Raw genomic sequence first — 23,399 nt, 5'->3', positions numbered from 1 at the left:
CATTCCGTCGTCGACCTCCAGGCCGCCATCAACCGCTTTCTTGCCGACTACAACCAACAGCCCAAACCGTTCGTCTGGACCGCCGACCCCGACGAAATCATCGCAGCTGTCAAACGTGGGCACCAACCGTTAGATTCTATCCACTAGCATAGCTTTTTCCTCAAACTCGACGGGGCTCATGTAGCCCAATGTCGAGTGCCGTCGCCGGGATTGTAGAAGCGCTCGATGTAATGGAACACATCGGCCCTAGTCTAGCGTCATCCCTTGTCCTGTAGACCTTGCGGGCAGTCCGCTCGGTTTTCAGCGACGAGAAGAAGCTCTCCATCGCAGCATTTGTCCCAAACGTTGCCCGACCGGCTCATCGGACAGGTGATGCCGTGATCGGCCATCAGGCGCTGGAACTGCTCGCTCGTATATTGGGCGGCCCTGGTCGCTGTGGTGCAGCAGGCAGTCGGGCCGACCTCTCCTCCAGATCGCCATGATGAGAGCGTCAGTGACGAGCTGAGCTGTCATCTCGACCTTCATCGCCCAGCCGACGACACGCCTGGAGAACAGGTCGACGACGGCCGCAACGTAGAGCCCAACCTTCGGCAGTCCAGATGTAGGTGAAGTCGGCAATCCACTTCTGGTTCGGAGCCGCGACCTCGAAGGCGCGGTCGAGGATGTTGCCCGACACCGCGGATCGTTCGCCAGTATCCTTTGGCAGCCCACGACGCAGCGGTCGGGCACGCAGCCCGTTCTGACGCATGAGCCTCTCGATGCGACGCAAGCCGCAGGACAGCCCTTCGGCGAGCACGTCGTGCCAGACACGGCGGGCACCGTAGGTTAGGTCGCTGCTCTTGAAGCTGCGATCGACCGCCGTCACCAGCACCTCGTCGTGCCGGGAGTGAGCGCTGGGGCTGCGGTTGAGCCAGCCATGGAGGCCCGGCCGAGAGACATCCAGCGCCTTGCACAGCCATGCCACCGCCAGCCGGGAAAGGCGTGCTGCGGATCCGTCGACAGATCGCGCACCCATTTGCGCAGAACATTCTCGTGGACATCAAGGTCCCGGGCCGCCTGCGCAACCGCAACGCCCCGATCTTTCACCAGCCTCACCGCCTCAAGCTTGAACTCGCGGCTGAACTTCCTTCTCTGCATTCCAACTCTCCAGTTCCGTCAAACACCTTATCTCGGTGTCCACGAACCCGGCAGCAGGCCAAGGAGCCTTCAAGGTGAACCACGCACTTTGATGGGTCAGTGGGAATGGCTCGGCCCCATGTCCCGGCAGGGAGGTCTCAGGCGCTCAGAGCGGACGAAGTCGACCTGTCTCGAAGCGAACTTCGAACGGCGCAACCGACCCTCCGGAATGATTGCGGCAACGCCGAAATCAGCTGAAGTGGCTTGATGCCTCTATCCGGGATGGCCCTGGTGATGACGCCGGTTCCTGCACCGAGCTCAGGAACTAGCATACCGGACGCCGGGTTGGCCATACTTGCCATTTGGCGCGCGGAATGAACAGCCGTCGGCATGAGCGCGCCAACTCTTTTCTTCTTCTTTTTGCTAGGCCTTGAGGAAGCTGCGACTCGGAGAATCCTGCCGCGCCTAGATCAGGCCCTAAAGGAGGCACGCCGATAAACCGAGATATGACGTTTGGACCCTTCGTTGAACTCACCTCTGGTCCAATCTCCCCACCGCTCCGCTAGCTTCAATCCTGCGCATTCGGCCATGGTATCGAGCTCCTGATGATACACGTAGCGAGCGCGGTAGGGCAAACTTCTGACCGATGTACCGGAAAACCAGAGGAGGGTTGAACCCAAGTTCTGGTTTAGCGGATTGTGGATATCCGTAGTAACAAATGTATTCTCGTCATCAAGGAGCGTGGTAGTAGTCTTCTGGCCCCCAACGAAGCCACCCATCGCCGGTACAGGCAATTCTATCACCAGAGCGCCCTCATCACATATCGCCTCTGCGGCAGATCGGAGGCAACTTATTTGCGCTTCACGGGTGAGGAGCGCCGTCAACGTGTTATAAGCGCAATACACTAAATCATAGCGTTGCTCCGATCTGAAGTTGGCCATGTCGCCCCTCCAAGCCTTGATCAGATCGGTGCGCTTCGCGAGAAGTTTCAGCATGCTATCCGAACTGTCGATACCTTCGACCCTGACGCCCCGCTCGCTCAATGGCACCGCCACGCGTCCGTCGCCAATACCGAGTTCGAGAGCACTCCCTCCGTGGCAATATCGCTCAAGAAACGCGGCTGTCTCGTCTGCTTCAGCAACTCTGCCGCGGATACTGTTAAATTTTGCATAGATCGAGGCCCAATTTGAGGCCCAATTCTCGTTAGAGGCAAGGTAATCAGACATGGCAGATTCTCCGGTTTGGGTCGGTTTGACAGTTTTTGGCAACTCATCACTGGCAGGAGCCATCGGCCAGCATAACTGGATGCAGGTACGGTGAACGCGCAGTCTCGCCACGCACAAGTTTTCCCAAATATCGTGAGAATCAACGGCTCCGTGTTTGAGCGAGTGTTGACGTTTAAACAGCAAAAGCCATGCCAATCCGCTTTAACTCAATATCTTGCCTTTTCGCTACCCGTCCCGATGTTTTCTGCGACGCAATTTCGTAAGGTTTCCGACAATGAACAAGCGGATTGCCTTGAGAGCGGCCGGGGATACTGTGACGCCGACTCTAGGACGAGACGCGGTATGCGCAACGGCACACCGCCGATCACCTGCGGCGGAATGCTTATCCCGTTACATCCGTCAGCCTATGCTTCGACAGGTCACCGAAACGGCGAGAGCATACAGCGACAGTAGGGCTGCTTGCCGCCAATTGGCTGGCCGAACGCATCCACGTTATCGACTGCAACCATGGCAAATCGGAATCCAGGGCCGTTGCCCGCCACGACTTACAGGAACTGGTCAGCGAATTAGGCCTCTCAATCTCGGTGTCGTGAAGGGGCTGGACATCTCGCGCCTGGCCCGCATCTGCGCCGACTGGCACCGGCTGCTTGAACTGGTGCACCCTGACCAGCACCCTCATCCTCGACGATGACGCGGTATCCACGATCCGGCAGCTTCAACCAAAGCCCACTGTTGGGTTTAAGAAGGGCGAGTGACCGAGTTCTAGCGTCAAGCTTCGTCCACGGAGCCTGGCCCAAGACGAGCACCTACTTTTCCATCGGTCATCTCTCTGCTCTCGACGGGCGACTCATCGCCGCCATTGAGCGGTTTGCTGAAAACCCCGCAAATGGGGAGCACAAATTCACATATTTCCGCGTGCAACCAGCGCCAAGCCGAGTCAGCGTCTCCTGAGGACTCACGCCAGCGGCCGCTGCCAGGTCATTCACGGTGAAGTCTTCCGTCAGGAACTCCACAAAGGTGCCTGGGATACAGCGTCCCGCGGGGACATCTGTTATATCGATCATTATGTATTCCATGGATATTCTTCCTATTGACGGCGCTGAATGTTCCCCCAACCGAACGACTATCTTGTTTGCGCAGGACCATGGAAGGCCGTGCTTATACCCGATCCCGACAATTGCTACGCGGCTGCTTCGGATCGTACGAAACGTTGCACTATACCCGACGGCCTCCCCCGCCGGGACGTCTCGCACATCAAGTATTCTTGCTCTGAGCTTAACCACGGGTTGTAGGCGAGTTGCCTGCACGCCAGCGGTATCGATCCCGTACAGTGCCGATCCTACGCGCACCATGTCAAAATGGTAGGACTTGCCGAGCCATACACCGGCGGAGGCTGCCAGACTGCCGCCCGTGGGTCTCAGAAGATCATAGACTGACCGAAAACGATCCCTCTGCAGTACATTGGTTTCGTCCCAACTGCATTCGCCGCAGGCGAGGTGACTGAGCAAGATCGATGGGCGGCACCTTTCGAAGGTGCGTAGCAGATAGTTGCGATGGACATCACCAACACTGAGTCCAAAGCGAGAGAATCCCGTTTCCACATTGAGAAAGTACGTTTGCGCCTCTCCGACTGTGCAGATTGCATGCAATTCCTTACAGTTATTCACAACAGGTATTAGGCCATACGACTGATAACACGCGCCAAACCTATCAACCTCATCGCGAAAAACTGCAATTGCAATTCTATCAAAACGTGACCGTAGAAGTATAGCCTCATCCAAATTGGCTACAAACAGTAGGTCGCAGCCGGTTTCGATGAGTGCCTTTGCGATGTTTGCAAGACCAAGTCCGTACGCGTCACTTTTGACGACTGCAGCCACCCTTACGTCAGGTCCGACCAGGGTCGCGATGTACCGGAAGTTAACCCGAACAGCCGCTAGGTCTATTTCTAATACAACGTCGTCCGGCCGAGCTAGAGAAAACGTCATTTACTCTCCACAATTGCCTGGAACCCGGCCTCCTATTTGGAAGCGCGGTGCAAAAGGTCGACACCTGCAACTCTATCCACTATGGCGTTGGGCGGCAGGAAACGATATGATACAACATGGCGTTAACAGACAAAATTAAGTTATTGTCAAGTCAATGTCTCAAAGCTGAAACATTTATTCGAACAAGCCTAGATGGAGGGTTAGTATGTTTCAAGCGCTGCTGAGGCGTGACGACTATATTATCGGACAAATGCTCAAAGATTTCTGCATCGTCGGCTGTGGTAGGCCAAGGCTACCTCAAGCTGTTAAGGACCGCAGACGGAGAGCAGTCGTTATCACGTGTACTGCCGGAGCATTCCTCCAGCACGATCGTACCCACTTGAGCAGATGCTATGGGGCGAGCGGCGAGGGCATGCATCCTTCGCTGTTTCAACCATCATCAGAAGGAGGCGTCCCATGTCGCAATCTTTTGACGCGAGCCGGTCCCTTGCCGCTCTCGAACAGGATAGCACGATCTAAGTGCACGACTGTCGATCAGAGGTTCGAGAGCCACTGCCGGATCGAAGCCGACCCCTACTGAAAGGGGGCGATTCCTTCTCGACGAATTCATCATGAGCATTCAACTGGACATAAAAGCGATTGGCGGAAACACATGTTTGATCGACATTGCGAATTTCGCCTGCATCGCGTTGCCGCCAAGCTCGAGGCCCACCTTCTTGATCTGATCCGAGCACTGTCGCATCAAGAGCCGGCCGACCTCAGTTGACCCGGTGAAGCTGATCTTGCGGACCTTCGAGTTTGAGCAGGGTTCGCGGCCGACCGCATCGCCATCGGACGCATAGACCAAGTTGACGACACCTTCGGGAAAGCCGGCCTGGTGGGCGAGAGCGAACATCGCCCCCACCACGAGCGGTGTTTGTTCAGCAGGCTTGAGCACAATCATGCAGCCCGCCGCTAACGCGGGCGAGATCTTGCGCGCCACGATGGAGGCCAGGAATTTCCATGGGGTGATTGTCCCAACGACGCCGATCGGCTGCTTGATCACGATCATCCGCCGGTCGGTCGAGGGCGGGGAGATCGTCTCGCCATAGATGCGATTGGCCCTTCGGCGTATCACTGACGGTACGAGGCCGCATGCGTTACCTCCGACTTCGCTTCCGGATGGGCTGAGGTGACCCTGTTGCCAATGCAGCCGCCGCCTTCCGTGGCAGGTGATAAGGTAGCCGTCCCGCGAAAGTCCGATCCACGTCGCCATTTTGCGTCCAAGGCGCCGCGATGCTGAACCGCCCCCAGCCATTGTTAGGCTCTATCCATGCGCGGCGAGGATAGGATCGCTGGTCGGGATGGCCCCGAACCGCCGCTGCCGTGAGTTGCTCGTATCCAGACCCTCGTCGAAGGCCCTGGTTGCCGCGCCAACGTCCGCCAGCTCATTGAGCATGACGGTCTCGGGCACGATGACGCCCGCGTACTACAGGCGAGATACGTTGCGTACTTGTTTTCATAGAGCCTTACCGCACCGGCCTCCGGCATGAACATGCGTGCCTTCCGGAAACGAATTCGAATTCCGCATTCATGTCGGCGGCATAAAGGAGGTCCGGCTCAACCTTATCGATCAGACTGTTCAAAGCATCGAGCCCAGCCTCGGCAAGAATCCAGTCCCTTCACTGGTTTTGCCTCGGGAGCAAGGTCGACCGAACGGTTGCTGACGACGAAGAATGCATATCCGGTTGCCCAGTTCGCAGTGAAGGCGGGAACAAGCAATCCTTCGCGCAACGGGTGGTCAATGAGATGGGTCCAACCCAAGGCAATGCCTTGCCCTCCGATCGCTGCTTGCACAACCAGCTATAATTATTGAGGCGCCTGCCTTCACCAGTGTCGGCTAATTCAACCCCAAAATGGGCAAGCCAGTCCTTTCGATGCCGGACGCGGGCGGTGGTGCTCGTCAAGGTGGATAAGGGTCCGCCTAGCGAGATCTGGCAAATCGCGCGGCGCGCCGGATTGCGCATGGTAGTTGGGGCTGCAGAGAAAAGAGCGGTAAATAGTTGGAGAGATCGAGGCGCCTTACAGTCTTGAAGAAGCGAGCTGATGCGGTAAAGATCGCAACTTTCCCCTCCAACTACGAAGCGAGCCTTCAGGAAGCGGCGGCCGAGGCGCACGCGGACAGGATTTTTGGGCTTGTTGATCTTGAGCAGTACGCCGTGGCGTGCAAATTGCGGGGCGTGGCCCCGTCGAAAAGCTGGGCGAGTTCGAATTGTTCGGAGCGCTGACGACCGGAAACACTGAGCTGATCAAGTACGCCCCAGCCGCTTCGACACGCTTTTCATTTCGGAGCGCAAAGTCTCGAGGCGCGCCTTAAGCTCCGATGGCAGGTCTCTGCCTTTTAGCGCCTCCAAAGCTTGCCCTCGGTCGCGCGGGCAAGCTCGTGAGCCACCACCTCGACCATCAGTCCTAGGCCAGCCATTTGAATCATTTGCTTGCCGTCCGCTTCGACTTCTTCGATGCGTTTCTGAGCTCGCGCTGTAAGGTCTGGGAATTCAACGAGCGCGTGCTGCGGTCATCGACGACGTCTTGCTCTTCCTTGGGAACGAGCCGCCGAACTCGGGCAACCGCGGCCGAGGCGCGCGATGTCAGCTCATCGATTTGCGATTTCATGTCGCTGAGTTCGATTGGGGTAAGCTTGTGTCGCCTATCCACGTCCTTGAAGAAGCCCCAAAGTAGGTCCTTGATGACATGGTCCGGGGCCTGAACGAAGTCCGGTGCGGTGGCCGGATCGTCTCGGTCGCAGTCATCATCGCCGTCGGCGTCAACCCGGACCGCCGGCGCGAAGTGCTGGGCATGCCGAGCCGATCTGGACGGAGTTTCTGCGCAAGCTGACACGTCGCGGCCTGTGCGGCGTCAAGCTCGTCGTCCCGACGCGCACGAAGGCGTCAAGACCGCAGTCACCAGTGTGCTTCCGGCCATATGGCAGCGCTGTCGTGCGTCCACTTCGTGAGCAACGTGCTCGCCCATGCCGGCAATAGCGGCCGCAGGGCTTCATCGCCACCAGAATCCCGAAGGACGCACTAACTGCCGTTTTCAATAAATTCACACAACTTCACAACCGCAAATCGCCGACGATGATACTTTCAAACCAGGTCTGAGATTAGGCGCACCAAAAAGATTAGCATCTATGTACGCTTCGGACCGAGGCACGGCATGCAACTCGGGATCAAAAGCAATGGCCAAACGAGTGCTTATCCCGGTTGAAGGCTCGAGGACTGGCTGTTATCCGAGCACATCAACCTTGTCATCGGCGATAAATCGGATTTGCGGAAAAGGCATTCGCGATTGCATCGGCCCTTGGAGAATAGGAACCATCAGCGGCCCCCGACTTTCCGCATCAGGCCAGGTCGGCGTCATATGGAAGGTGATCGTCGTCCGAACGTTGAGGAAATTGAGAGCACGAGAGAAACGCAAGTCGAGGAGATACCAAACTTTGCTCCTGACCGCTCGCGCGACTGAATGCTATTGAAATGCAAAAAGAGATTGCAGAGAAATCTCTTGCAACGAGGGCGGTCCAATTGCCTTCGGCTCGCCGGTTGATCGTGAAGATTGGCTCCGCAGTAGTTGCCGATCCAGAGACCGGAGAGGTGCGCGGTCCTTGGCTTCAAACGCTGATAGAGGATGTCGTCCGATTTTTCGCACGCGGCCAGAAGGTGATCATCGTCACCTCCGGCGCCGTCGCGGTTGGATCACGTCACTTCAAGCAGTTGGACAGATCACTGCAAACTAAGGAGAAGCAAGCGGCCGCCGCGATTGGTCAGGTTCAACTCATGCTTGCCTATGAACAGAATTTGAAACGCCATGGGTTTGGCCTGGGGCAGGTGTTATTGACTAGCGCAGATGTAGACAATCAGCGCTGCCGCCTCAATGCGCGGTCAGCCTTTCAACAACTCCTCAAAGTTGGCGCTGTACCCGTTGTCAACGAGAACGACGCGACCGCAACGCCCGAGATATGTCTAGGCGACAATGATCGGCTGGCGGCACGGGTCGCGCAAATTGCAAAGGCCGACCTTCTCATTCTGCTTTCCGACGTTGATGGCCTCTTTACGGAAGATCCACACGACAACACCTCGGCTCGTATTATCCCAGAGGTGCGGCGCATTACCCCGGAGATAGAAACCATGGCCGGCCTCTCCCCCGCGCGCCATGGTTCGGGCGGTATGGCGACAAAGTTGATGGCAGCAAGGATAGCGATGGAAGCGGGCTGCAGCGTGTTAATTGCGAACGGAAACAGATCTTACCCGCTCACCGCAATTGAGAACGGTGCGCCATCAACATGGTTTATTCCTTCAGCGAAGGAGATGGCAAACGCGGGAGTCGTTGAAGAAATTCTCCCCGTTTGAATTACTTGGGCGACCATCGGCCCGATACTACGGAACCCACTTGCGGGTTGTCTCCAGGCAGATTCGTTCGGAGCCTGCGCGTCTGCCGCCCAGCCGAGCCTGAAAAGATGCTCTCGGCAGAGCGATGTCAGAAGGCCGGCCATTCGACTGCAGCGCCGACGCACCACGAAACCGCGGCCTTTTTTGCCGCATGAAGGGCTGGTGTGTGGATAATCAGCGCTGGCGTCTTGCCGATTGCGCCGGCCGGCGCGCACTCTCGCAGGCATGGTGGCTGAGCATGTTGAATTGGCGTTGTTTGAGCAGTCGCTCGGCATATCGAGGGGCTCAATCGACCTTTCTATGATCGCGTAGCGGACGCCGCGGAAAAAACCGCAGGGTCGCTTCTGTTCGATATTCGCGTCGACGGCGACCCCTGCGTTCAGCGAATGGCCGCGATTGGATAATCGTCGGGATGGGCAGCGCGATACTCCTGCCACAACAGCGTCAGCGTCACGCCCTTGCGCTTCAGCTCCCGGCCGATCAGCGCCCAGTCGGGCTCACTCAGATCCTGTGGCGGCCGGCCCATCCGGCGGAACAGAAGCCGCTCGAGCGCCGCATCGTCGTCGTAGCCGGGCGGCAACGGCCAACGCGAAAGCCCCGCCTTCGCTCGCGCGTAACAGATAGGTCGAAACCGTCGTCTTGCTGATCTTCAGCCGTTCCGATACCGCACGCACCGAAAGGCCATGCTCATGCGTCAGGCGCAAGATCGCTCGGATGTCCTTCACCGTCGTCTGTCTCGTTTGCTTCCGTCTTGGCATGGCCCCTCTCAACGTCATCGTGAGAGGTCCAAATGCCAGAACGGCGCAGCCGAGAACCGACCGTCAAATCCGCCCCGGAAACTGTCCGGGACTTAGCGGAAATGCTGTCCGCGACTTACTGAAATCACTGTCCGGGACTTAGTGAAATCGGCGTCCGGGACTTACCGAAACACGCACCAACGCCACCGATCAGTTGCATGTGGTTGCCCAAACGGCCGAGCAGTGGGCAGGAGCTATTGTCAGAGTCGCGCCGGGCGCCGAAGACGCCCAGAAGATGCTCAAAACCGTCTTCGACAACACAACGGCGGTCGGTATCGACTTGTCGCTGAAGACGATCGCTGCATTGCGGGCCAACGCCGAGGCAGACCTCTCACATCTGCAGGCGCTGCTTGGCGCCAAGCTGCCGTCGGAAGTTATCGCGCTGCAGTCGACCTTCTTTCGCAAACGGGTCGAACTCTTTGTCGAGCAGGCCAAGGAATTCCAGGCACTCAGCACTAAGGCCGTGGCCGATGTCAGCAGGCCGATCAAAAAAAACGTAGTACAACTGCTTCACAAATTGCGAGTCTGCCGCGGACTGTCCATGGGCTTGTGGAACACTGACATCAAACGATAGGCGGCAATACAGAGACTGGCGTGGTGATGGAAGCCCCGCCACCCTCGGCCTTCGCTGTGGCCCTGCCCCAGTGCCTTCGAGCTCCTGACGGTCTCGACGATCCGCCAACGCAGCTTGACGGCATCAACCAACTGGCTGATCGAAGTGTGATTTAACATGGGGCGGATGTGAATGGACGACGACGGCTCGATCGAAAAACCATGGGGCTAAACCTCACCGATCGATTGCAGAGGACATCGTCGCCATACAGCCAGTCGCCCGCGATACCTCTTCAGTTCTGCCCTTCGTGCCCTCTCGCCTTGACCGAAGTCGCCCCTGTTTACCCTTGCAATCTTCTGCGTCGTACCCGAGATGAGCCTCAGGGGCCGTTCCCGATCGCAGCCTCCCGTGCTCGGCGTTGTACTCGACGTTGAAGAATCGTCTCATCAGAGCGGAACGCGCCTCGCCCTTCGATTGAGCCTGCGACAAGGAGCTGGCATGATGAAGCTGCGCGGATGACGGCGTTCGCAGATTTGAACCAGCATACACGGCAGCGAGACCCGCCGCACACCGAGCTCTTGCCAACCCTCGAAGGGGCAGGAGCATTAACGCTCCGCCGCAGGGATAAATCAAAAGGGACTTCCCTCAGCGCTCGCAATCGTTGTCGTTTGAGCGCTGGGTTTTGCGGTCCTGTTTGTCCGCCTCGAGCGCCTTCTTCTTGTCAGTGCCTTGCTGCTTTGGCTTGACTGCTCAGCGCTGGCGCGCGACGCCTCTGGCTGGCAGCGGTCATCCTGCGCGGGAATATCTCGATCGCGCCCCGCGCGCTCGGGGAGCGGCTCGCCGCCGGTGCCACCGCTGCGACGCTGCTGCTGGCCATCGAATTGCACCTTCGCCAGGCAATCATGTTGCCCCCTTTTCGTTTCCTCCAACGTGACCTTGAGATGCGCTCCCTCGGCGACACCGTGGCTGCCAATCGCCTCCAACATGCGTAGGGGCAAATAGGCCCCTGTGCCGTTTGAGGCTTTGACGAACCCGAACCCCTTGCTTGCGTTGAACCACTTCACGTAGGCGTCGACAGGCGCCGCGACCGCGGGCGGCGGCCGCTGAAAGAAGCTGAGCACGAAGACTTTTCCGGAAAACAAAACGGCTCGTCGTCATCTCGATGCCGACGCGGCTTGCGATGGTCTTTGTACCTGCTCATGTTCTCTCGGCTGGCGGCTTCACCGCCAATCGCATCTTCGAGGCAACCGAGTTACGGATAGTCGATTTGGTTTTTTTCTACGATCCCCGACGAGCAGCCCATCACGATCCTCTATGAGTACGACTTCGGCGACAACTGGCGTTCCAGACGGAGCAGATGGCGTAGGAGGGAGGCGTTGCGCCCCTATGAATAAGGTGGGACGGCTAGCTGATCAACAATCGGGGTTCCTTTCGCAGCAGCGTTCCTTACCCGCGAAATGTCGTCGCATCCATCGCCACATTTGTCCCGCCGTAATTGCCGCCCCCTTTCTCACGCCATTCACGCGCGGCATGCTTGCCACATGCTCGACCCTTTCGCTCCCGACAGCTACATCGTGCGCGCAGAGGCCCACATTTATCGGAATTGAGCCGAGTGATTAGCCGCACCCTTGAGTGCCGATGGTGCTCAACCTTGCCCAACTCCACTCCCTTGGTTGGACCGATAGCCATTTGCACCAGTTCAACATCGGCGGCATCATCTATGGCGCGCCGGAGTTAGATGACGACGCCTTCCGCGCGAGGCAGGCGTCAATTATCCTCGCTGCATTGCAGCTGGCCGGTCAGGGCCGCCAGAGGACGTCGGCGGCCCGCACGGCCATGCCGAGTTCCTCGAAGCATGGCGCGACAGCGGTCACGAAGAGCATAAGCCATGCGCCGGTGGGCCGGCCGCAAATTTCATCCCGAAAACTGCACCTCGACGCCATAAACAACGCGATCGCCAAGGCAGTGCGCGCCGCACGAGGAAACTACCGCTTCCGCCGCTAACCCAGGGTAGAGTTGTCCGCACACGACAGAGACCGTTTCAAGCTCAAACCGGCCAACAAAATGTAAGGCGGCATGGCAAGCGAATAGTGACCACAGTTCAATGCCAATATAGTTAGCCTGGCTCCGGCGTGCTCCAGCCTCTGCATGAACCTCGCCGAGAGCGCCGGCAATACCACTTTGTCTCTCTTGGCCAACACGACGTGAAGATCGAGATCAGGCCGTGCCAGACTGTGTGCGTAATTCTCTAAGTTAAGTGGGCCCCAGGCCCTTCTGAGATCGGTCAGCTCAATCTCAGGCTCAAGGCTATCGCGTATCGTTCGTGTCGCGCGGCCCGTCCAGACCATGTCCGCTAGACTCCCCGCCGTCAGGAACAGCGAGGTTTTTGACACGGCCTGGTCGCGCGCAGCAATCAACCCCGCGACCCAGGACCCTAAGCTCATACCAAGAACCGAAATCTCTCTGTAGCCTTCGCTTTTCAACCAACGTATGAGCTTTCGCCCATCCAATACGGCCTGCCTTATGGACTGGATCGTTCGCCCGAGATTGGGGCTAAGCATATAATCGGCGTGGACGGAGCCAGGACGGCTGCGCTCGAAGTGATACGGCATGGCAATCTCGACAACGGTGATACCGCGCCGCGAGAAAAAACTGGCAATCCAACGGTTCCGCGCGCTTGCATTCCAATGGTGAAAGATCACCATCGCCCGATCGAACGACCCGCTTTCTGTGACTTTCGCCCACACAACATTGTTCGGTGCGATATCAGTCGCAATGTCCGACGGAAATTTTAGCCACCCATCTTTCCATTCAAAACGCTCATCGCTCTCACTCGGCTTATCGAAAAAGGCTGGATCAGCCACGGCCTTGTCGGCAAGGACACAAAACTCCTCGATGCTTGCAATCTTCCCCGCGCCCGGAAAGGCGCGGTCCGCGTCAAGGATGAAATCCGTTGTCTTCTTCCCTACCTCACCGCGTCGCGCACGGCGCTCATCCCAACGATCAAGCCAGCTATGATACACTGTGATTTTTTCCTAATTCGCTTGCTCGCCATCGCCCAAATCCGGGATCAAATAGGCCGTATGTCGCGAGCAGCACTCCAACGCCCAGCAGGATCGAAAAGCCATCAAATGCATCGATCAGCAAGTAGCCAGCAGCGAGTAACGCCACGACCGCCGACATCTTCCACAAAGGAACCTGAACCCGACTTCCGCCGCCTAAACGGATGGTCCCGTAGACAAAAACAACACAGGTCGAAATAACGATAAGAAAGCTGCTGTAATGTGTCGGCATCCTATAGGCGATCCCGTCGCTCACGTCGTTTCCGCCATAGAAGGCTGACGACACATCGTCGACCAACCAAGCCACGATGTTTTCTCCACGCGATGTCAGGTAAGCACTCTGGAGCTTCATGACTATGGCGATCAGAACCCCCAAAACAGTACACCGAAAAATTCCACGCATCACTCTGAGGCTGGCTTCGTTGACCTCACGTTGATAATCCGCCTCCGGCCCACTTTTCGATGCCCCGCCGATTCTCCAAAGATCATGGATCACCGTATAGAGCAAAATGAGACCTACGAAGAACAGATAAAAGCAAAGGCACATGTAGAGGTAAGCGAGCCCGGTGAATACCACCGCTTCTGGAACCGATATGACCTCAGGGCGGACAATCGCTAACGAGCCCCAATCCGTCGCATAGTCGCCACCACCTTTCATCAACGGGATCAATGACACGCCAATCCACTGAAAAAGACCGGCGAACAGCACACAAATCAAAAAAACCGCCCAATATGAATACGAAGAAGCTTCTACGCTGCGCGGCCAGGCATCGTCGCTTTCCATCTTATTGCGATTCCCCACAAGCTTTGGGCGGCCTTCATCTTTCCAAAAGGTCACTAGCTCGGTCACGAAGGCAAAAAACAGTGGCAAAAATACCATGAAGACGAATGTCCAATTCGCTGTCCAAAGAAACCCAACCTGCTTGACGACGCCATCCGCCCGGCCATATGTCACGCTGTGAATCCCCATAAGATATGACAAAAACCCAAGAGCGGTGACACCCGCAAACACCGACGCCGGTAAATTCAGGGGAGATCCGTGAGTAAAAAACGCCTCCGATTTCCTCGCCAAACTAAAACGCCGCCTCGGCCTCTTGGCGTCAGTATCCCGTTTTAGCTCTGCCGGAGACGCTGTGTCGTCATCGAAGGTCGCAGCCAGTGCTGTATCTGGAATCTCCTGTGCAATGCTGCTTCCGGCTCTCTTCCATTCTCGTCTCTTCGCCGACAACCGCGATTGCGCCGCACTAAGCTCCATCTGCCATTCGCTGGTTGCCACCGGATCATCGCATCCAAAAACCCTCGCCAGCCAACGGATGTTGGCAGCGCTAATTCCCTTCTCGTTCTCTTGAAACCAAAGCTGCACTGTTCGCAGATCGACTCCAATCCGGTTGGAATCAATTTGTGAAATCGCTTCTGCAAGAAGCTCGGGCGTCCATGGGCCTGCAGGAAATCCATCTTTGCCCAATGGCCGACCCGCACCCGCAGCGGCTAATCGTTTGAATAGTTCTTTAAAATCGCTCCCGTCTCTTGGTGGGGGGAGGAATAACTTTCCGTTCTTGAACAACTACTTACAGGCTCTGGTTTCGCTTCGTTTCGCTAGTCTTCGTATCTTATCGTGCCATCGTCGCTAATCAACTGTTTATCAACTCGATGCAACGGGCGAGCGGGCGGGGCGCGGATCACTCGGAGCAGGAAAATGGCTGTTGAACTGGCGAGCAGCAACGAAGAAGCGCAGGAGACGGACGCAGTCGCGGATCTGATTGCGGCGCACCGCCGCGCCATCTCAGATGTGGAGTATCTCGGGAAACGTTTGATGCACGCCGAAGAGGCCGAGGCGGAGCTGATCGGTCCGCGGCTTGACGCTGCGATGAAGAACGAGACGGTGATCCGACGCCAGGCAGCGATGGCGCTGGTGGCCGATTTCGGCGAGCTGAAAATGAAGGCCGCATATTTCGCGCGGCTCATGAACGACGGTTGGTGCGACGTGGATGCGGATGACTTGCATGAGCTGCTGCGATCTTTCGTGGACTTTCAAATCTAAGGAAAGAGGGCGGACATCCAAGACGCGAACGCGTGCCATGCGGCATAGGTCAGCGCCGGCACCGCGATGATGGCGATGAATGCGAACGCTCCGGCTATGGCACCGTCCGTTCGGCCCTCGACAGGGTAGTAGTAGCGGCTCGATTCATGTTCGTGGTTCATTGCTTGCGCTCCCCTGCCCGTCTCAGCAGAAGTCCAATGGGATGTTGAAACTTCATCGCCCACAGACCATCAGCCTTCATCTTCGCGTTGAGCTCAGCCACCAGATAATTGGCGCTGACGGTGTTGCCTTTCGCGTCGGTGGCAGCGAACGCGTAGCCGGCCGCGATGAGGGCGGTCCCAACGTCGATCGTATTGCCGTCGAGTTTCGCGCCACACACCACAAACGTCGCTTTGTCGAGCGCCAAGGCGATCGGCTGGCAGGTCACGGCCGTCGTCGAAAAAAAGGCGGCCAGGTGGGCGAGCGAGACGTTGCCGCAATCGAGCTCCTTGCCATTGGCATCCAGGGCGATCGTGCCGCGCAAGCATGATTGCACGCCATAAAGCCGGTAGAGCTTGCCGCGGTCGCGCCACGTATCTCCCGTCAGCAGTTCGACGCTTTTCGACACGAGGAAGGGAGTGACTGTCGCGCTTGGCGGCGCAGCGCCTTCGGCGCTCACGCCGTGGGCGGTCGCGAGTGTGATAAGCGCGGCGAGGCTAGTTCGCTTCATCGGTCTGGAACTGCTTGCCGAGATCTAAGGCATGTTCGAGATCCGGCCGCAGGGACTTGCCGTCCTTGTTGCGGCCGATCTTGGCCATGTCGAAGAAGACCATGGAATCGTCGTCATAAGCGACCGAATAGGGATCGTTGGCATTGCCGGCCCCGACGAGCGCAAAGCACGAAACCGCGTCCGGAACGCCGGGGTGGCTTTTGAGGACCAGCGTCTTGCACAACACGACGGATGCGCGGGTGTTGTAGACAGCGTCGTCGTAGTCCCGCACGGCCTTCGTGCAATCCCACTCCTCAGCCTTGTAGGTGATCTTGGGCTTCGGGCAGGCCGCGAGGCCCCGCAGCCTATAGGTGACGCCGTTGATGACGCGTTCGGTCGCGGACTTGATCTCCACCGGCTTGGCTAGCGCTGTTACGTCGCGCTGAAAGAGCGCCCCGCGTGCGTCGTAGCGCTCGTAGACGAAGGTCTTTTCGCCAGGTTTGGCGAACTTCTGCAGATACGCGGTCGACGGCTGCCCGAACGGATGCGGCTCGTTCGTGCCCAGATCGGCGGCGGATAAGACGGTGCCGTGGAGCAACAATGCCGCAAGGAAGAAAAACTGCTTCATCGGAAAAATGGCCTCGACTCTGCTTCTCGTATTGACACTTTACTTTGGCTCCATGTACCCATAGTAAAATGTCAAAATTGGTAGCGCAATGAAAAACCGGATCGCGCTTGCGCTTTCTCTCTCAGCCGTCATGGCGCCATTCGGCGCATATGCGGATAACACGACCTCGACGCGCATCGCTGCGGCGTTTGCTCTGCCGGCCCGCCCAGCGGTTTCGACCCGTTCGGCCGCTGAGAACGGTTCGCCGATCAGCGGCGGGTGTGCGCCGACGGATCGCGGGCGGGCCGCGGCCTTGGTGCGCCAGATCGCCGAACAAGAGGGCTTCGATCCCGATCTGAGCGAGGCGGTTGCCTGGGCAGAAAGCGACATGGGCGGCAATCAAGGGCCGTCTCGCGCGGGCGCTCTCGGCATCATGCAGCTCATGCCGGCGACAGCGTCGCGTCTTGGTGTGGCCGACAGATGCGACGCGGGAGCCAACGTCCGTGCCGGCGTCCGCTATCTGAAAGCGCTTTATGAGGAGTTCCATGATCCGCTGCTGATGCTGGCGGCCTACAATGCAGGCGAGCAGAACGTTTACAAAGCCAACGGCATCCCCGTGAACGACGAGACCACGAAATACGTGGTCAAGGTGCTCAATCGCTGGAAGCTCGGCAAGCTGATCAAGGCTCCCCTTCCCAACCCTGTTGACGATCATCGCGCAGCCGCGACCGGCGCGGCCGGTGGCGTCGCCTGGCAAGATGGTCACGTCATCGATTTTGGCAACTGAAAGGTAAGACGACGATGGATTATAAAAAGACGGGCAAATTCGCCCTGCAGTTTATGGCCGCCGCGGCGATCGGAATGGCGCTCGCGCCGGCCAGCGCATACGCGCAGTCGGCGGCCCCCGTCGAGGGCGTGCTGGAATGGTTCGTCGGTGTCCTGCAGGGCAGCATTGCTCGATCTTTCGGGATCATAGCGGTTTGCTTTCTCGGCTTCCTTGCCATGACCGGCAGGCTGGTGTGGATGATGGCGCTTTCCATCATCATCGGCATCGCTCTGGTCTTTGGCGCCGCAGCTCTGGTCGATTCCATCCGGTCCACCGCTGGAGGCGCGTGACCGATGGAGGACGAAGAGGTCTATGTCGAGCCGGTCAGCCTGCCTCTAACGCGCCCGCCGATGAAATGGGGTGTGCGCTACGAGGTGTTCGCGCTTAACGGCATGGCTGCCGTCATCGGATTCATCGCGACCAGCAGCTTCACGCTCGGCCTCGGCCTATTCAGCGCGACCCATCTAATCAGCGCCTATCTGTGCCAGCGCGACCCATACATCTTCCACATAGTCGAACGACGACTGTCGAAGCGGGGCGCGGTCGCAAACTCAGGCTTTTGGGGTGCGAGGAGCTATTCACCGTGACCGTGAATGCCGACCTGAAATTCGCCAAAGCCCGCAGACGGGAAAAGCCTGTTGAGGGCCATGTCCCATATTTGCGCCATGTCGACGACAACCTGGTCGTCACGAAAAGCGGCTTTCTGCTCGGAGTCATTCAGCTTAGCGGCCTGCCCTTCCAGACAATGGATCAGGCAGAGCTCAACAACCGCATGTTCAATCGCAACACGACATTCCGCAACCTCTCCACGTCCCGCTTTGCCGCCTATGCGACCATCATTCGGCGTCATGTGACGCCAGAGATCGAAGGAGATTTCGAAAACCCTTTCGTGGCGGAGCTCGATGCCCGCTACATGGACGAGTTGGGCTCGAAGAACCTGTTCGTCAACGAGGCTTTTCTGACTCTCATCCGCCGCCCGATGGTCGGGCGCGTCGGCTGGGTCGACAAGGCGCTCAACGCGTTCCGCATCAGCACGGCCGGCGAAGAGACTCGTGAAGAGGCGATGGCCGAATTGCACGATGTCCTCAATGGCGTCACCAAGGACTTTTCCGCCTATGGCGCGCGGCTCCTGGGCGTGGTGACGCGACGCGACAGCGTGTTTTCCGAACCTGCCGAATTCATCGCCAAGATCCTTGCCGGCGGGGCGGATGTCGAAATGCCGCTGCCGCGCATGAGCTTGGCGAGCGCCTGTGCGACGCGGCAAATCTTCTTCGGCAAATCCGCTCTGGAGATCAGGGGGGCGCAGACCAGCAAGATTGGAGCCATGGTGTCGATCAAGGAATACCCGCCCTTCACCGCACCCGGCTCGCTCGATGGCCTGTTGCGGCTGCCGCATGAATTTATCCTGACGCAGTCGTTTGCGATTGAAGATCGCGTGACGGCCATGCGCCGCATCAACACCATCTCGAACCAGGTCAGCGGTTCGGATGAGGCCGGAACCACGGTCGAGGATTCCGTGCACGCCGGCGCTGACAAGCTCGCCGGTGGCGAGGTCATTTTCGGGCAGCACCACATGACGGTGATGGCGCTGGCTGCCGACGTCCAAGGGCTCAACCGCTCCTTGTCCGACATCACCGCCGAACTGTCGCGCATGTCGATCGTCCCGGTGCGAGAAACGCTCAACACCGAACTTGCGTTTTGGGCACAGCTGCCCGGCAATTTCAGCTACATTGCGCGCCGCGCCCTGATCTCGTCGCTGAACTTTGCCGGGCTGTTCTCGGGCCACAATTTTCCCTCGGGCCAGCGTGAGGGACTGCACTGGAAGCGGCCGATCGCGCTCCTCGAGACGACCAGCCAGACAGCCTATTATTTCAACTTTCACGTCCACGACGTCGGCCATTTCACGGTTTTCGGTCCGACCGGTTCGGGCAAGACGGTCGTGCTGTCATTCCTGATGGCGCAGGCAATGCGCATCACGCCTCGGCCCCGCTGCGTGTACTTCGATTATATGCGAGGCGCCGAGCTCTTTATTCGCGCGCTCGGCGGCCGCTACGAAGTCATGGAGCCGATGCAGGCCACCGGCTTTGCGCCGCTCCAGCTGGACGACACGGCAGAAAACCGCACGTTTCTCGAGGGGCTGCTGCGCTACATCCTCACCCCTGACGACGGTTCGCTCGACGTGGCCGAAATGCGCGTGATCAACACGGCCGTCGACAAGGTCTACAAGATCCCGCGCCAGCAGCGCACGTTCGAGCTGCTGCCGGAAGTGCTGCGCGGCTCGCTGGCGCCGGGGATGAACGATCTCGCGGCGCGCATTGAACCGTGGCTCGATCCTGGCGACAAGGGCTGGCTCTTCAACAACCCCGTTGATCTCGTCGATTTCTCGAAGCCGGTGGTCGGGTTCGACATGACCAAGATCCTGGCCGATAAAAAATTGCGCTCGGCCGCTCTGCTTTACATCTTCCATCGGCTCGAAGAGATCATCGACGGCACGCCGCTTCTCATGTTCCTCGATGAAGGCTGGAAGCTGCTCGATGACGAGGTGTTTGCCGCCTTCATTAACGAGACGCTGAAAACAATCCGCCGGCGCAACGGTGTCGTCGGCTTTGGCACCCAGACGGCCGAGGATGTGGTCAACTCGTCGATCTCGTCCTCGCTGATCGAGCAGACGAAAACCAACATCTTTTTCCCCAATCCGAAGGCGAGCAAGGACTCCTACATGGCGCGCTTCTCGCTGACGGCGAAGGAGTTCGAGTTCGTGCGCCGTACGCCCAAGGAAACGCGCACGTTCCTGGTCAAGCACGACAGCGATTCCATCGTGGCCAAACTCGACCTGTCGGGCATGCCCGACCTCATCAAGGTTCTGTCGACCAACGAAGCCAGCATCAAGGAATGCGAACGGCTGCGCGAGATATACGGACAAGAGCCGGAAGCGTGGCTGCCTTACCTGTGCGGATGGGAGAGCGAGCATGAAGAAGCGGCTTAGCAGCGTGATCGCCGCGGCCGCGATCATGCCTGGGCAGATCACGGCTCTCCCGGCGGTGGCCCAGATCGCCGTCATCGACAATTCCAATCTTGATAAGCGCGCGCAGGACGAGCAGCACAGCACAAAATCAGATGAAACCAAATCGGACGAGAAGCAGAAGAAAAAGAGCCTCGTTTGCACCTATACGAACAAGTACAGGTCGCAAATGTTCAACCGCTCCCCTGGCGAGGCGCTGAGCCGCGACGCCGAAAACGCAAAGCTCATCCGTTACTATGCGCAAAAATATGGCGTTCCGGAGGGCCTGGCGCTGTCAGTCGCCTACCAGGAATCCCGCTTGGACAGCTGTGCCGGCTCGCACACCGGCGTCAAGGGCGTGATGCAACTGACAAAGGGAACGGGCAGGCAGCTCGGGTTCGATCGCGACATCAACGAGCAAAACATCGAGGGTGGCGTCAAATATCTCGGCAAAGGCGTCGCGCAGTGTGGCGCCAGCAACTACAGCTGCCTCGCGAGCTTCTATAACGGATCGAATGCCGCCGAACAGGCTGAGTGGGCCTCGGGCGTCGGCCGATGGCACGGGACCTTCGACAATTACGTCTCCAGCGGACAGGCGCCGGCGGCGGCCCCACCGGCAATCAGCATCGTGACGTCCAGCGGACCTGGCGGTGCCGCTCAAAGCGGCGCTCTCGATTCCGTCTCCAAAGCCGCGGCCGACCTCGACACCAGCTCCGAACAGATGACGGCCAATTTCTCGCAGATCGACGCGCTCGCCGGTGGCGTCGGACAAGTTGGCGAATACAAGGATGCCTGGGAGCTCAATTCGTCCGCTCGAAGTCTCAATGCCGACGTGACCGGCCAATATATCAACCAGGCCTCGGACTTCACCGCCCTGCTCGGACAGTTTCTTTCGTTGAACAACGTCGGAGCCTCGCAGACCGCGCGGATCATTGCCCCGCCGCCGGATGGCGGGCCAAATTCCTTTTCATGCGACCCGGCCGAGTTGCAACGGCTGCGGCTCGATCAAAACCAATGGCTACCTTGTGCCAGCCGGAGCGCCGAGAGCGGTTCGGGAACCCAGATCAACGCCGATCCAACCGGCGCGCGGCGCGCGATCGAAGCAATTCAGGAATAGGAGGTCTGAGAGTGAGAAAAATCGCTTTCGCGGCATATGTAACACTTCTGTCCAGCGTCGCTCATGCGCAGATCGCCGTCATCGACAATGCGAATTTGGACATTGCCCGCCAGAATGCGGACAACACCAATTCGATCATGGGCTCCAACAAGGACATCCTCGAGAAGAGCAATCAGATCCTGCAAGCCCTGACGGGCAGCCGCAACGGCTCTCTCGGCATCGGCCAAATGGGCCTGGGCGGCAACATGTCGATTGCGCAGGCGCCGAGCTTCGGCTCGATCCTCAATGGCGGCGCCCTCTCCTTCGGCGGGCTGTCGCCGGAAATCCAGAAGATCGCCGGAGCGGTGATCAACGGCCTGCAGCTGGTCAAACAGCTCCAGCAAATCACCGGCGATGGCAGCAGTGCCGTCAACACTGCCTATAGCAGCAGCGTCAACGTCGCGTCGCTGTTGAGCGCCCTCACATCGCAGGCCTCGCAAGGGATCGCGCAACGCGAACAGTCGTTGCAGTCGGCCAGCGGCCAGATCGGACAGTCCGAGGATGTCAAAGGCTCGGTCGATCAGAACACGCGCATGCAGCTCGAGAACGCGCGTGCGGTTAACGAGCTCATCGGCGTGCAGAATGGCGCCGTCGCCGCGCTCAACGAGGAAATGAAGACCCGGCTGTTGCGTCAAAGCCAGGTGCAAAAGCTGATAACGCCGGCGCAAGTCAATCCGTTCCAGAACTTCGGCACAAGCGGGAACTGATCGTTGTCGTCAAAAGCGAAAAGGATGCCAGATTTGTCGGGCTGGGCCGCCGTGGTCGCCTTGGGGGCGATGAGCGTCACAGTGGCCGGGTGCGCCAAGCCAGGTCGCGAGCTCAAAGCGCCGTGCGCGCCGCTGGCTTATGTGGGCGATGCGAGCTGCGGGCCCTTGAAGCCGGTCAACGCCCCGCCCTTCGATCGTGTTGTCGAGGATGGATGAACGGCCTGGCGACAAGCATTCTGGGAGGCATCGACGACGTCGGAAAGGGCTTTGTTTCCAGCGTCTACATGCAGCTTGGCTACGCGCTGGGGAATGTCTACGCGCTCATGCTCACCATTTACATAATTTGGTGGGGTTACTCGATCCTCAGCGGCCGCGAGACGATCTCCCCGATCGAGTCGGCATATCGCCTCGGACGCGCGGTGGTCATTTATCTGCTGCTGAATGGGTGGGGCACGTTCTCCGAGACGATCTACAAGCTCGTGCAGGCCGTGCCGAGCGAAATCGGCAAGATCATCGTCGGGGCCGTCTCGCGCGCCACCGGCAACCAGCTCTCGGATCAAGATGCGATCCCGGCCCTGATCGACAATCTCTACCGCGGGGCCCAGGACGTTGCCAATCAGGTCTACAGCGGCACATTTTACGACATATTCGGCGCGCTGCTTTCCACCATCGTGCTTCTGGCCGCCATCATCGTTCATCACTTTGGCGCTGGCGCCGGTCTGGATTGTGCTTTGGCTCTACCGATGGTCAACCCGGATGAGCGAAGGCTTCATCTCGCTCACCACCTATCTGATCATCCAGCAAATCCTCATATACGGCTTCCTGGGCTTTTATTTTTCGCTGGTCAATCTTGCCTTGAACACCGCCACGTCGGGAGGCGCCAGCGTCGACAACAAGATGTCGATGGTCCTTCCGCTCGTCCTGGTCACGATCATCGGCATCTATGTGCTGATGCAAATCCCGGCGATCGCCTCGATCCTGAACGGCGGCGGCTATCTCAGCACAGTCGGCGCATACCGCTCCTATGGCAATGTGCCTGGCAATGTTGTCCGCTATTCCGGCGCGCGGTTTGTCGCAAACCGGTGGCAGCGGCTGAGATCATCCCGCAGCAGCGAGGCCGCTCGATCATCCATTCAGCAGGCGGCGCGCGATAACGCGAGACCCCTGGCATAGACCGAGAGCATCCGCCCTGAGAAGCGCGGCTTAT

The 23,399-nt window shown here is 58.6% G+C and carries 18 protein-coding genes and 7 pseudogenes; 13 read left to right on the top strand and 12 right to left on the bottom strand.

Going from position 1 to position 23,399, the window contains the following annotated elements; genetic code table 11:
- Positions 1-147, top strand: a pseudogene (locus AC0L24_RS32420) (IS630 family transposase); the annotation flags it as partial.
- On the opposite strand, the pseudogene AC0L24_RS32415 reads toward AC0L24_RS32420, so the two are convergent.
- The 5 genes and pseudogenes from AC0L24_RS32415 to AC0L24_RS32395 form a co-directional block, all read right to left on the bottom strand.
- A pseudogene (locus AC0L24_RS32415) lies at positions 130-1,137 on the bottom strand (IS3 family transposase). The pseudogenes AC0L24_RS32420 and AC0L24_RS32415 sit on opposite strands and share 18 nt — an antisense overlap.
- Positions 1,138-1,586: 449 nt before the next feature.
- On the bottom strand, positions 1,587-2,342 hold the full coding sequence (locus AC0L24_RS32410; RefSeq protein WP_473564926.1) for a class I SAM-dependent DNA methyltransferase: 756 nt from the start codon (positions 2,340-2,342) through the stop codon (positions 1,587-1,589).
- 821 nt (positions 2,343-3,163) lie between these two features.
- Positions 3,164-4,330 (bottom strand): alanine racemase, encoded by a 1,167-nt coding sequence (gene alr, locus AC0L24_RS32405; RefSeq protein ID WP_473564925.1) that lies wholly within the window; start codon positions 4,328-4,330, stop codon positions 3,164-3,166.
- Positions 4,331-4,847: 517 nt separating this feature from the next.
- Positions 4,848-5,488: pseudogene (locus AC0L24_RS32400) on the bottom strand (aldehyde dehydrogenase family protein); the annotation flags it as partial.
- A 1,308-nt stretch (positions 5,489-6,796) separates the two neighbouring features.
- Entirely contained in the window at positions 6,797-6,982 is a 186-nt protein-coding gene (locus AC0L24_RS32395) for a hypothetical protein (RefSeq protein ID WP_473564924.1), read from the bottom strand.
- A 96-nt stretch (positions 6,983-7,078) separates the two neighbouring features.
- Here AC0L24_RS32395 and AC0L24_RS32390 point away from each other — a divergent pair.
- Positions 7,079-7,369 (top strand): annotated as a pseudogene (locus AC0L24_RS32390) (transposase); the annotation flags it as partial.
- A 473-nt stretch (positions 7,370-7,842) separates the two neighbouring features.
- Positions 7,843-8,715 carry a glutamate 5-kinase gene (gene proB, locus AC0L24_RS32385; protein ID WP_473564923.1) on the top strand — a complete coding sequence of 291 codons (873 nt, stop codon included), beginning with the start codon at positions 7,843-7,845 and terminating at the stop codon, positions 8,713-8,715.
- Positions 8,716-9,154: 439 nt separating this feature from the next.
- On the opposite strand, the pseudogene AC0L24_RS32380 reads toward proB, so the two are convergent.
- Positions 9,155-9,512 (bottom strand): annotated as a pseudogene (locus AC0L24_RS32380) (IS21 family transposase); the annotation flags it as partial.
- 199 nt (positions 9,513-9,711) lie between these two features.
- Between AC0L24_RS32380 and AC0L24_RS32375 the strand changes: the two are divergent.
- Positions 9,712-10,125 carry a phasin gene (locus AC0L24_RS32375; protein WP_473564922.1) on the top strand — a complete coding sequence of 138 codons (414 nt, stop codon included), beginning with the start codon at positions 9,712-9,714 and terminating at the stop codon, positions 10,123-10,125.
- Between the two features lie 608 nt (positions 10,126-10,733).
- On the opposite strand, the gene AC0L24_RS32370 is transcribed toward AC0L24_RS32375, so the two are convergent.
- Positions 10,734-11,246, bottom strand: a complete 513-nt coding sequence (locus AC0L24_RS32370; RefSeq protein WP_473564921.1) for a cold-shock protein — start codon at positions 11,244-11,246, stop codon at positions 10,734-10,736.
- 399 nt (positions 11,247-11,645) lie between these two features.
- Between AC0L24_RS32370 and AC0L24_RS32365 the strand changes: the two are divergent.
- Positions 11,646-12,108 (top strand): annotated as a pseudogene (locus AC0L24_RS32365) (plasmid pRiA4b ORF-3 family protein).
- Here AC0L24_RS32365 and AC0L24_RS32360 read toward each other — a convergent pair.
- Entirely contained in the window at positions 12,105-13,127 is a 1,023-nt protein-coding gene (locus tag AC0L24_RS32360; RefSeq protein WP_473564920.1) for an RcgR family putative quorum lactone hydrolase, read from the bottom strand. The pseudogene AC0L24_RS32365 and the gene AC0L24_RS32360 sit on opposite strands and share 4 nt — an antisense overlap.
- The gene (locus AC0L24_RS32355; protein WP_473564918.1) at positions 13,117-14,730 is read right to left on the bottom strand and encodes an RcgA family putative transporter; all 1,614 of its coding nucleotides are present in this window, start codon (positions 14,728-14,730) and stop codon (positions 13,117-13,119) included. The genes AC0L24_RS32360 and AC0L24_RS32355 overlap by 11 nt, the downstream gene beginning before the upstream one ends.
- A 132-nt stretch (positions 14,731-14,862) precedes the next feature.
- Here AC0L24_RS32355 and AC0L24_RS32350 point away from each other — a divergent pair, with 132 nt between their 5' ends.
- On the top strand, positions 14,863-15,207 hold the full coding sequence (locus AC0L24_RS32350) for a hypothetical protein (RefSeq protein WP_473564917.1): 345 nt from the start codon (positions 14,863-14,865) through the stop codon (positions 15,205-15,207).
- Here AC0L24_RS32350 and AC0L24_RS32345 read toward each other — a convergent pair.
- The 3 genes from AC0L24_RS32345 to AC0L24_RS32335 are packed head-to-tail and all read right to left on the bottom strand — an operon-like array spanning position 15,204 to position 16,523.
- The gene (locus AC0L24_RS32345; RefSeq protein WP_473564916.1) at positions 15,204-15,368 is read right to left on the bottom strand and encodes a hypothetical protein; all 165 of its coding nucleotides are present in this window, start codon (positions 15,366-15,368) and stop codon (positions 15,204-15,206) included. The genes AC0L24_RS32350 and AC0L24_RS32345 overlap by 4 nt on opposite strands.
- A complete protein-coding gene (locus AC0L24_RS32340) occupies positions 15,365-15,916 on the bottom strand; it encodes a thermonuclease family protein (protein ID WP_473564915.1) in 552 nt (183 codons plus the stop codon). Before AC0L24_RS32340 ends, AC0L24_RS32345 begins: the two co-directional genes overlap by 4 nt.
- Entirely contained in the window at positions 15,903-16,523 is a 621-nt protein-coding gene (locus AC0L24_RS32335; protein WP_473564914.1) for a cystatin family protein, read from the bottom strand. Before AC0L24_RS32335 ends, AC0L24_RS32340 begins: the two co-directional genes overlap by 14 nt.
- A gap of 130 nt (positions 16,524-16,653) precedes the next feature.
- Between AC0L24_RS32335 and AC0L24_RS32330 the strand changes: the two genes are divergently transcribed.
- From AC0L24_RS32330 to AC0L24_RS32300, 7 genes and pseudogenes are all read left to right on the top strand, one after another.
- Positions 16,654-17,289: a lytic transglycosylase domain-containing protein gene (locus AC0L24_RS32330; protein ID WP_473564912.1), complete on the top strand. Its 636-nt coding sequence runs from the start codon at positions 16,654-16,656 to the stop codon at positions 17,287-17,289.
- Between the two features lie 14 nt (positions 17,290-17,303).
- On the top strand, positions 17,304-17,618 hold the full coding sequence (locus AC0L24_RS32325; protein WP_473564911.1) for a TrbC/VirB2 family type IV secretion system protein: 315 nt from the start codon (positions 17,304-17,306) through the stop codon (positions 17,616-17,618).
- Between the two features lie 3 nt (positions 17,619-17,621).
- Positions 17,622-17,915: a VirB3 family type IV secretion system protein gene (locus tag AC0L24_RS32320; protein WP_066991233.1), complete on the top strand. Its 294-nt coding sequence runs from the start codon at positions 17,622-17,624 to the stop codon at positions 17,913-17,915.
- On the top strand, positions 17,912-20,314 hold the full coding sequence (locus AC0L24_RS32315) for a VirB4 family type IV secretion/conjugal transfer ATPase (RefSeq protein ID WP_473564910.1): 2,403 nt from the start codon (positions 17,912-17,914) through the stop codon (positions 20,312-20,314). Before AC0L24_RS32320 ends, AC0L24_RS32315 begins: the two co-directional genes overlap by 4 nt.
- Positions 20,298-21,446, top strand: coding sequence for a transglycosylase SLT domain-containing protein (locus AC0L24_RS32310; RefSeq protein ID WP_473564909.1), 1,149 nt, complete (start codon positions 20,298-20,300; stop codon positions 21,444-21,446). Before AC0L24_RS32315 ends, AC0L24_RS32310 begins: the two co-directional genes overlap by 17 nt.
- An 11-nt stretch (positions 21,447-21,457) precedes the next feature.
- Positions 21,458-22,192 (top strand): type IV secretion system protein, encoded by a 735-nt coding sequence (locus AC0L24_RS32305; RefSeq protein WP_473564908.1) that lies wholly within the window; start codon positions 21,458-21,460, stop codon positions 22,190-22,192.
- 212 nt (positions 22,193-22,404) lie between these two features.
- Positions 22,405-23,365, top strand: a pseudogene (locus AC0L24_RS32300) (TrbL/VirB6 family protein).
- The last annotated feature ends 34 nt before the right edge of the window (positions 23,366-23,399 follow it).

The sequence above is a fragment of the Mesorhizobium sp. WSM4809 genome (assembly GCF_055811655.1).
The sequence above is the reverse complement of the archived record's forward strand: the minus strand, read 5'-3'. Positions and strand labels throughout refer to the sequence as shown.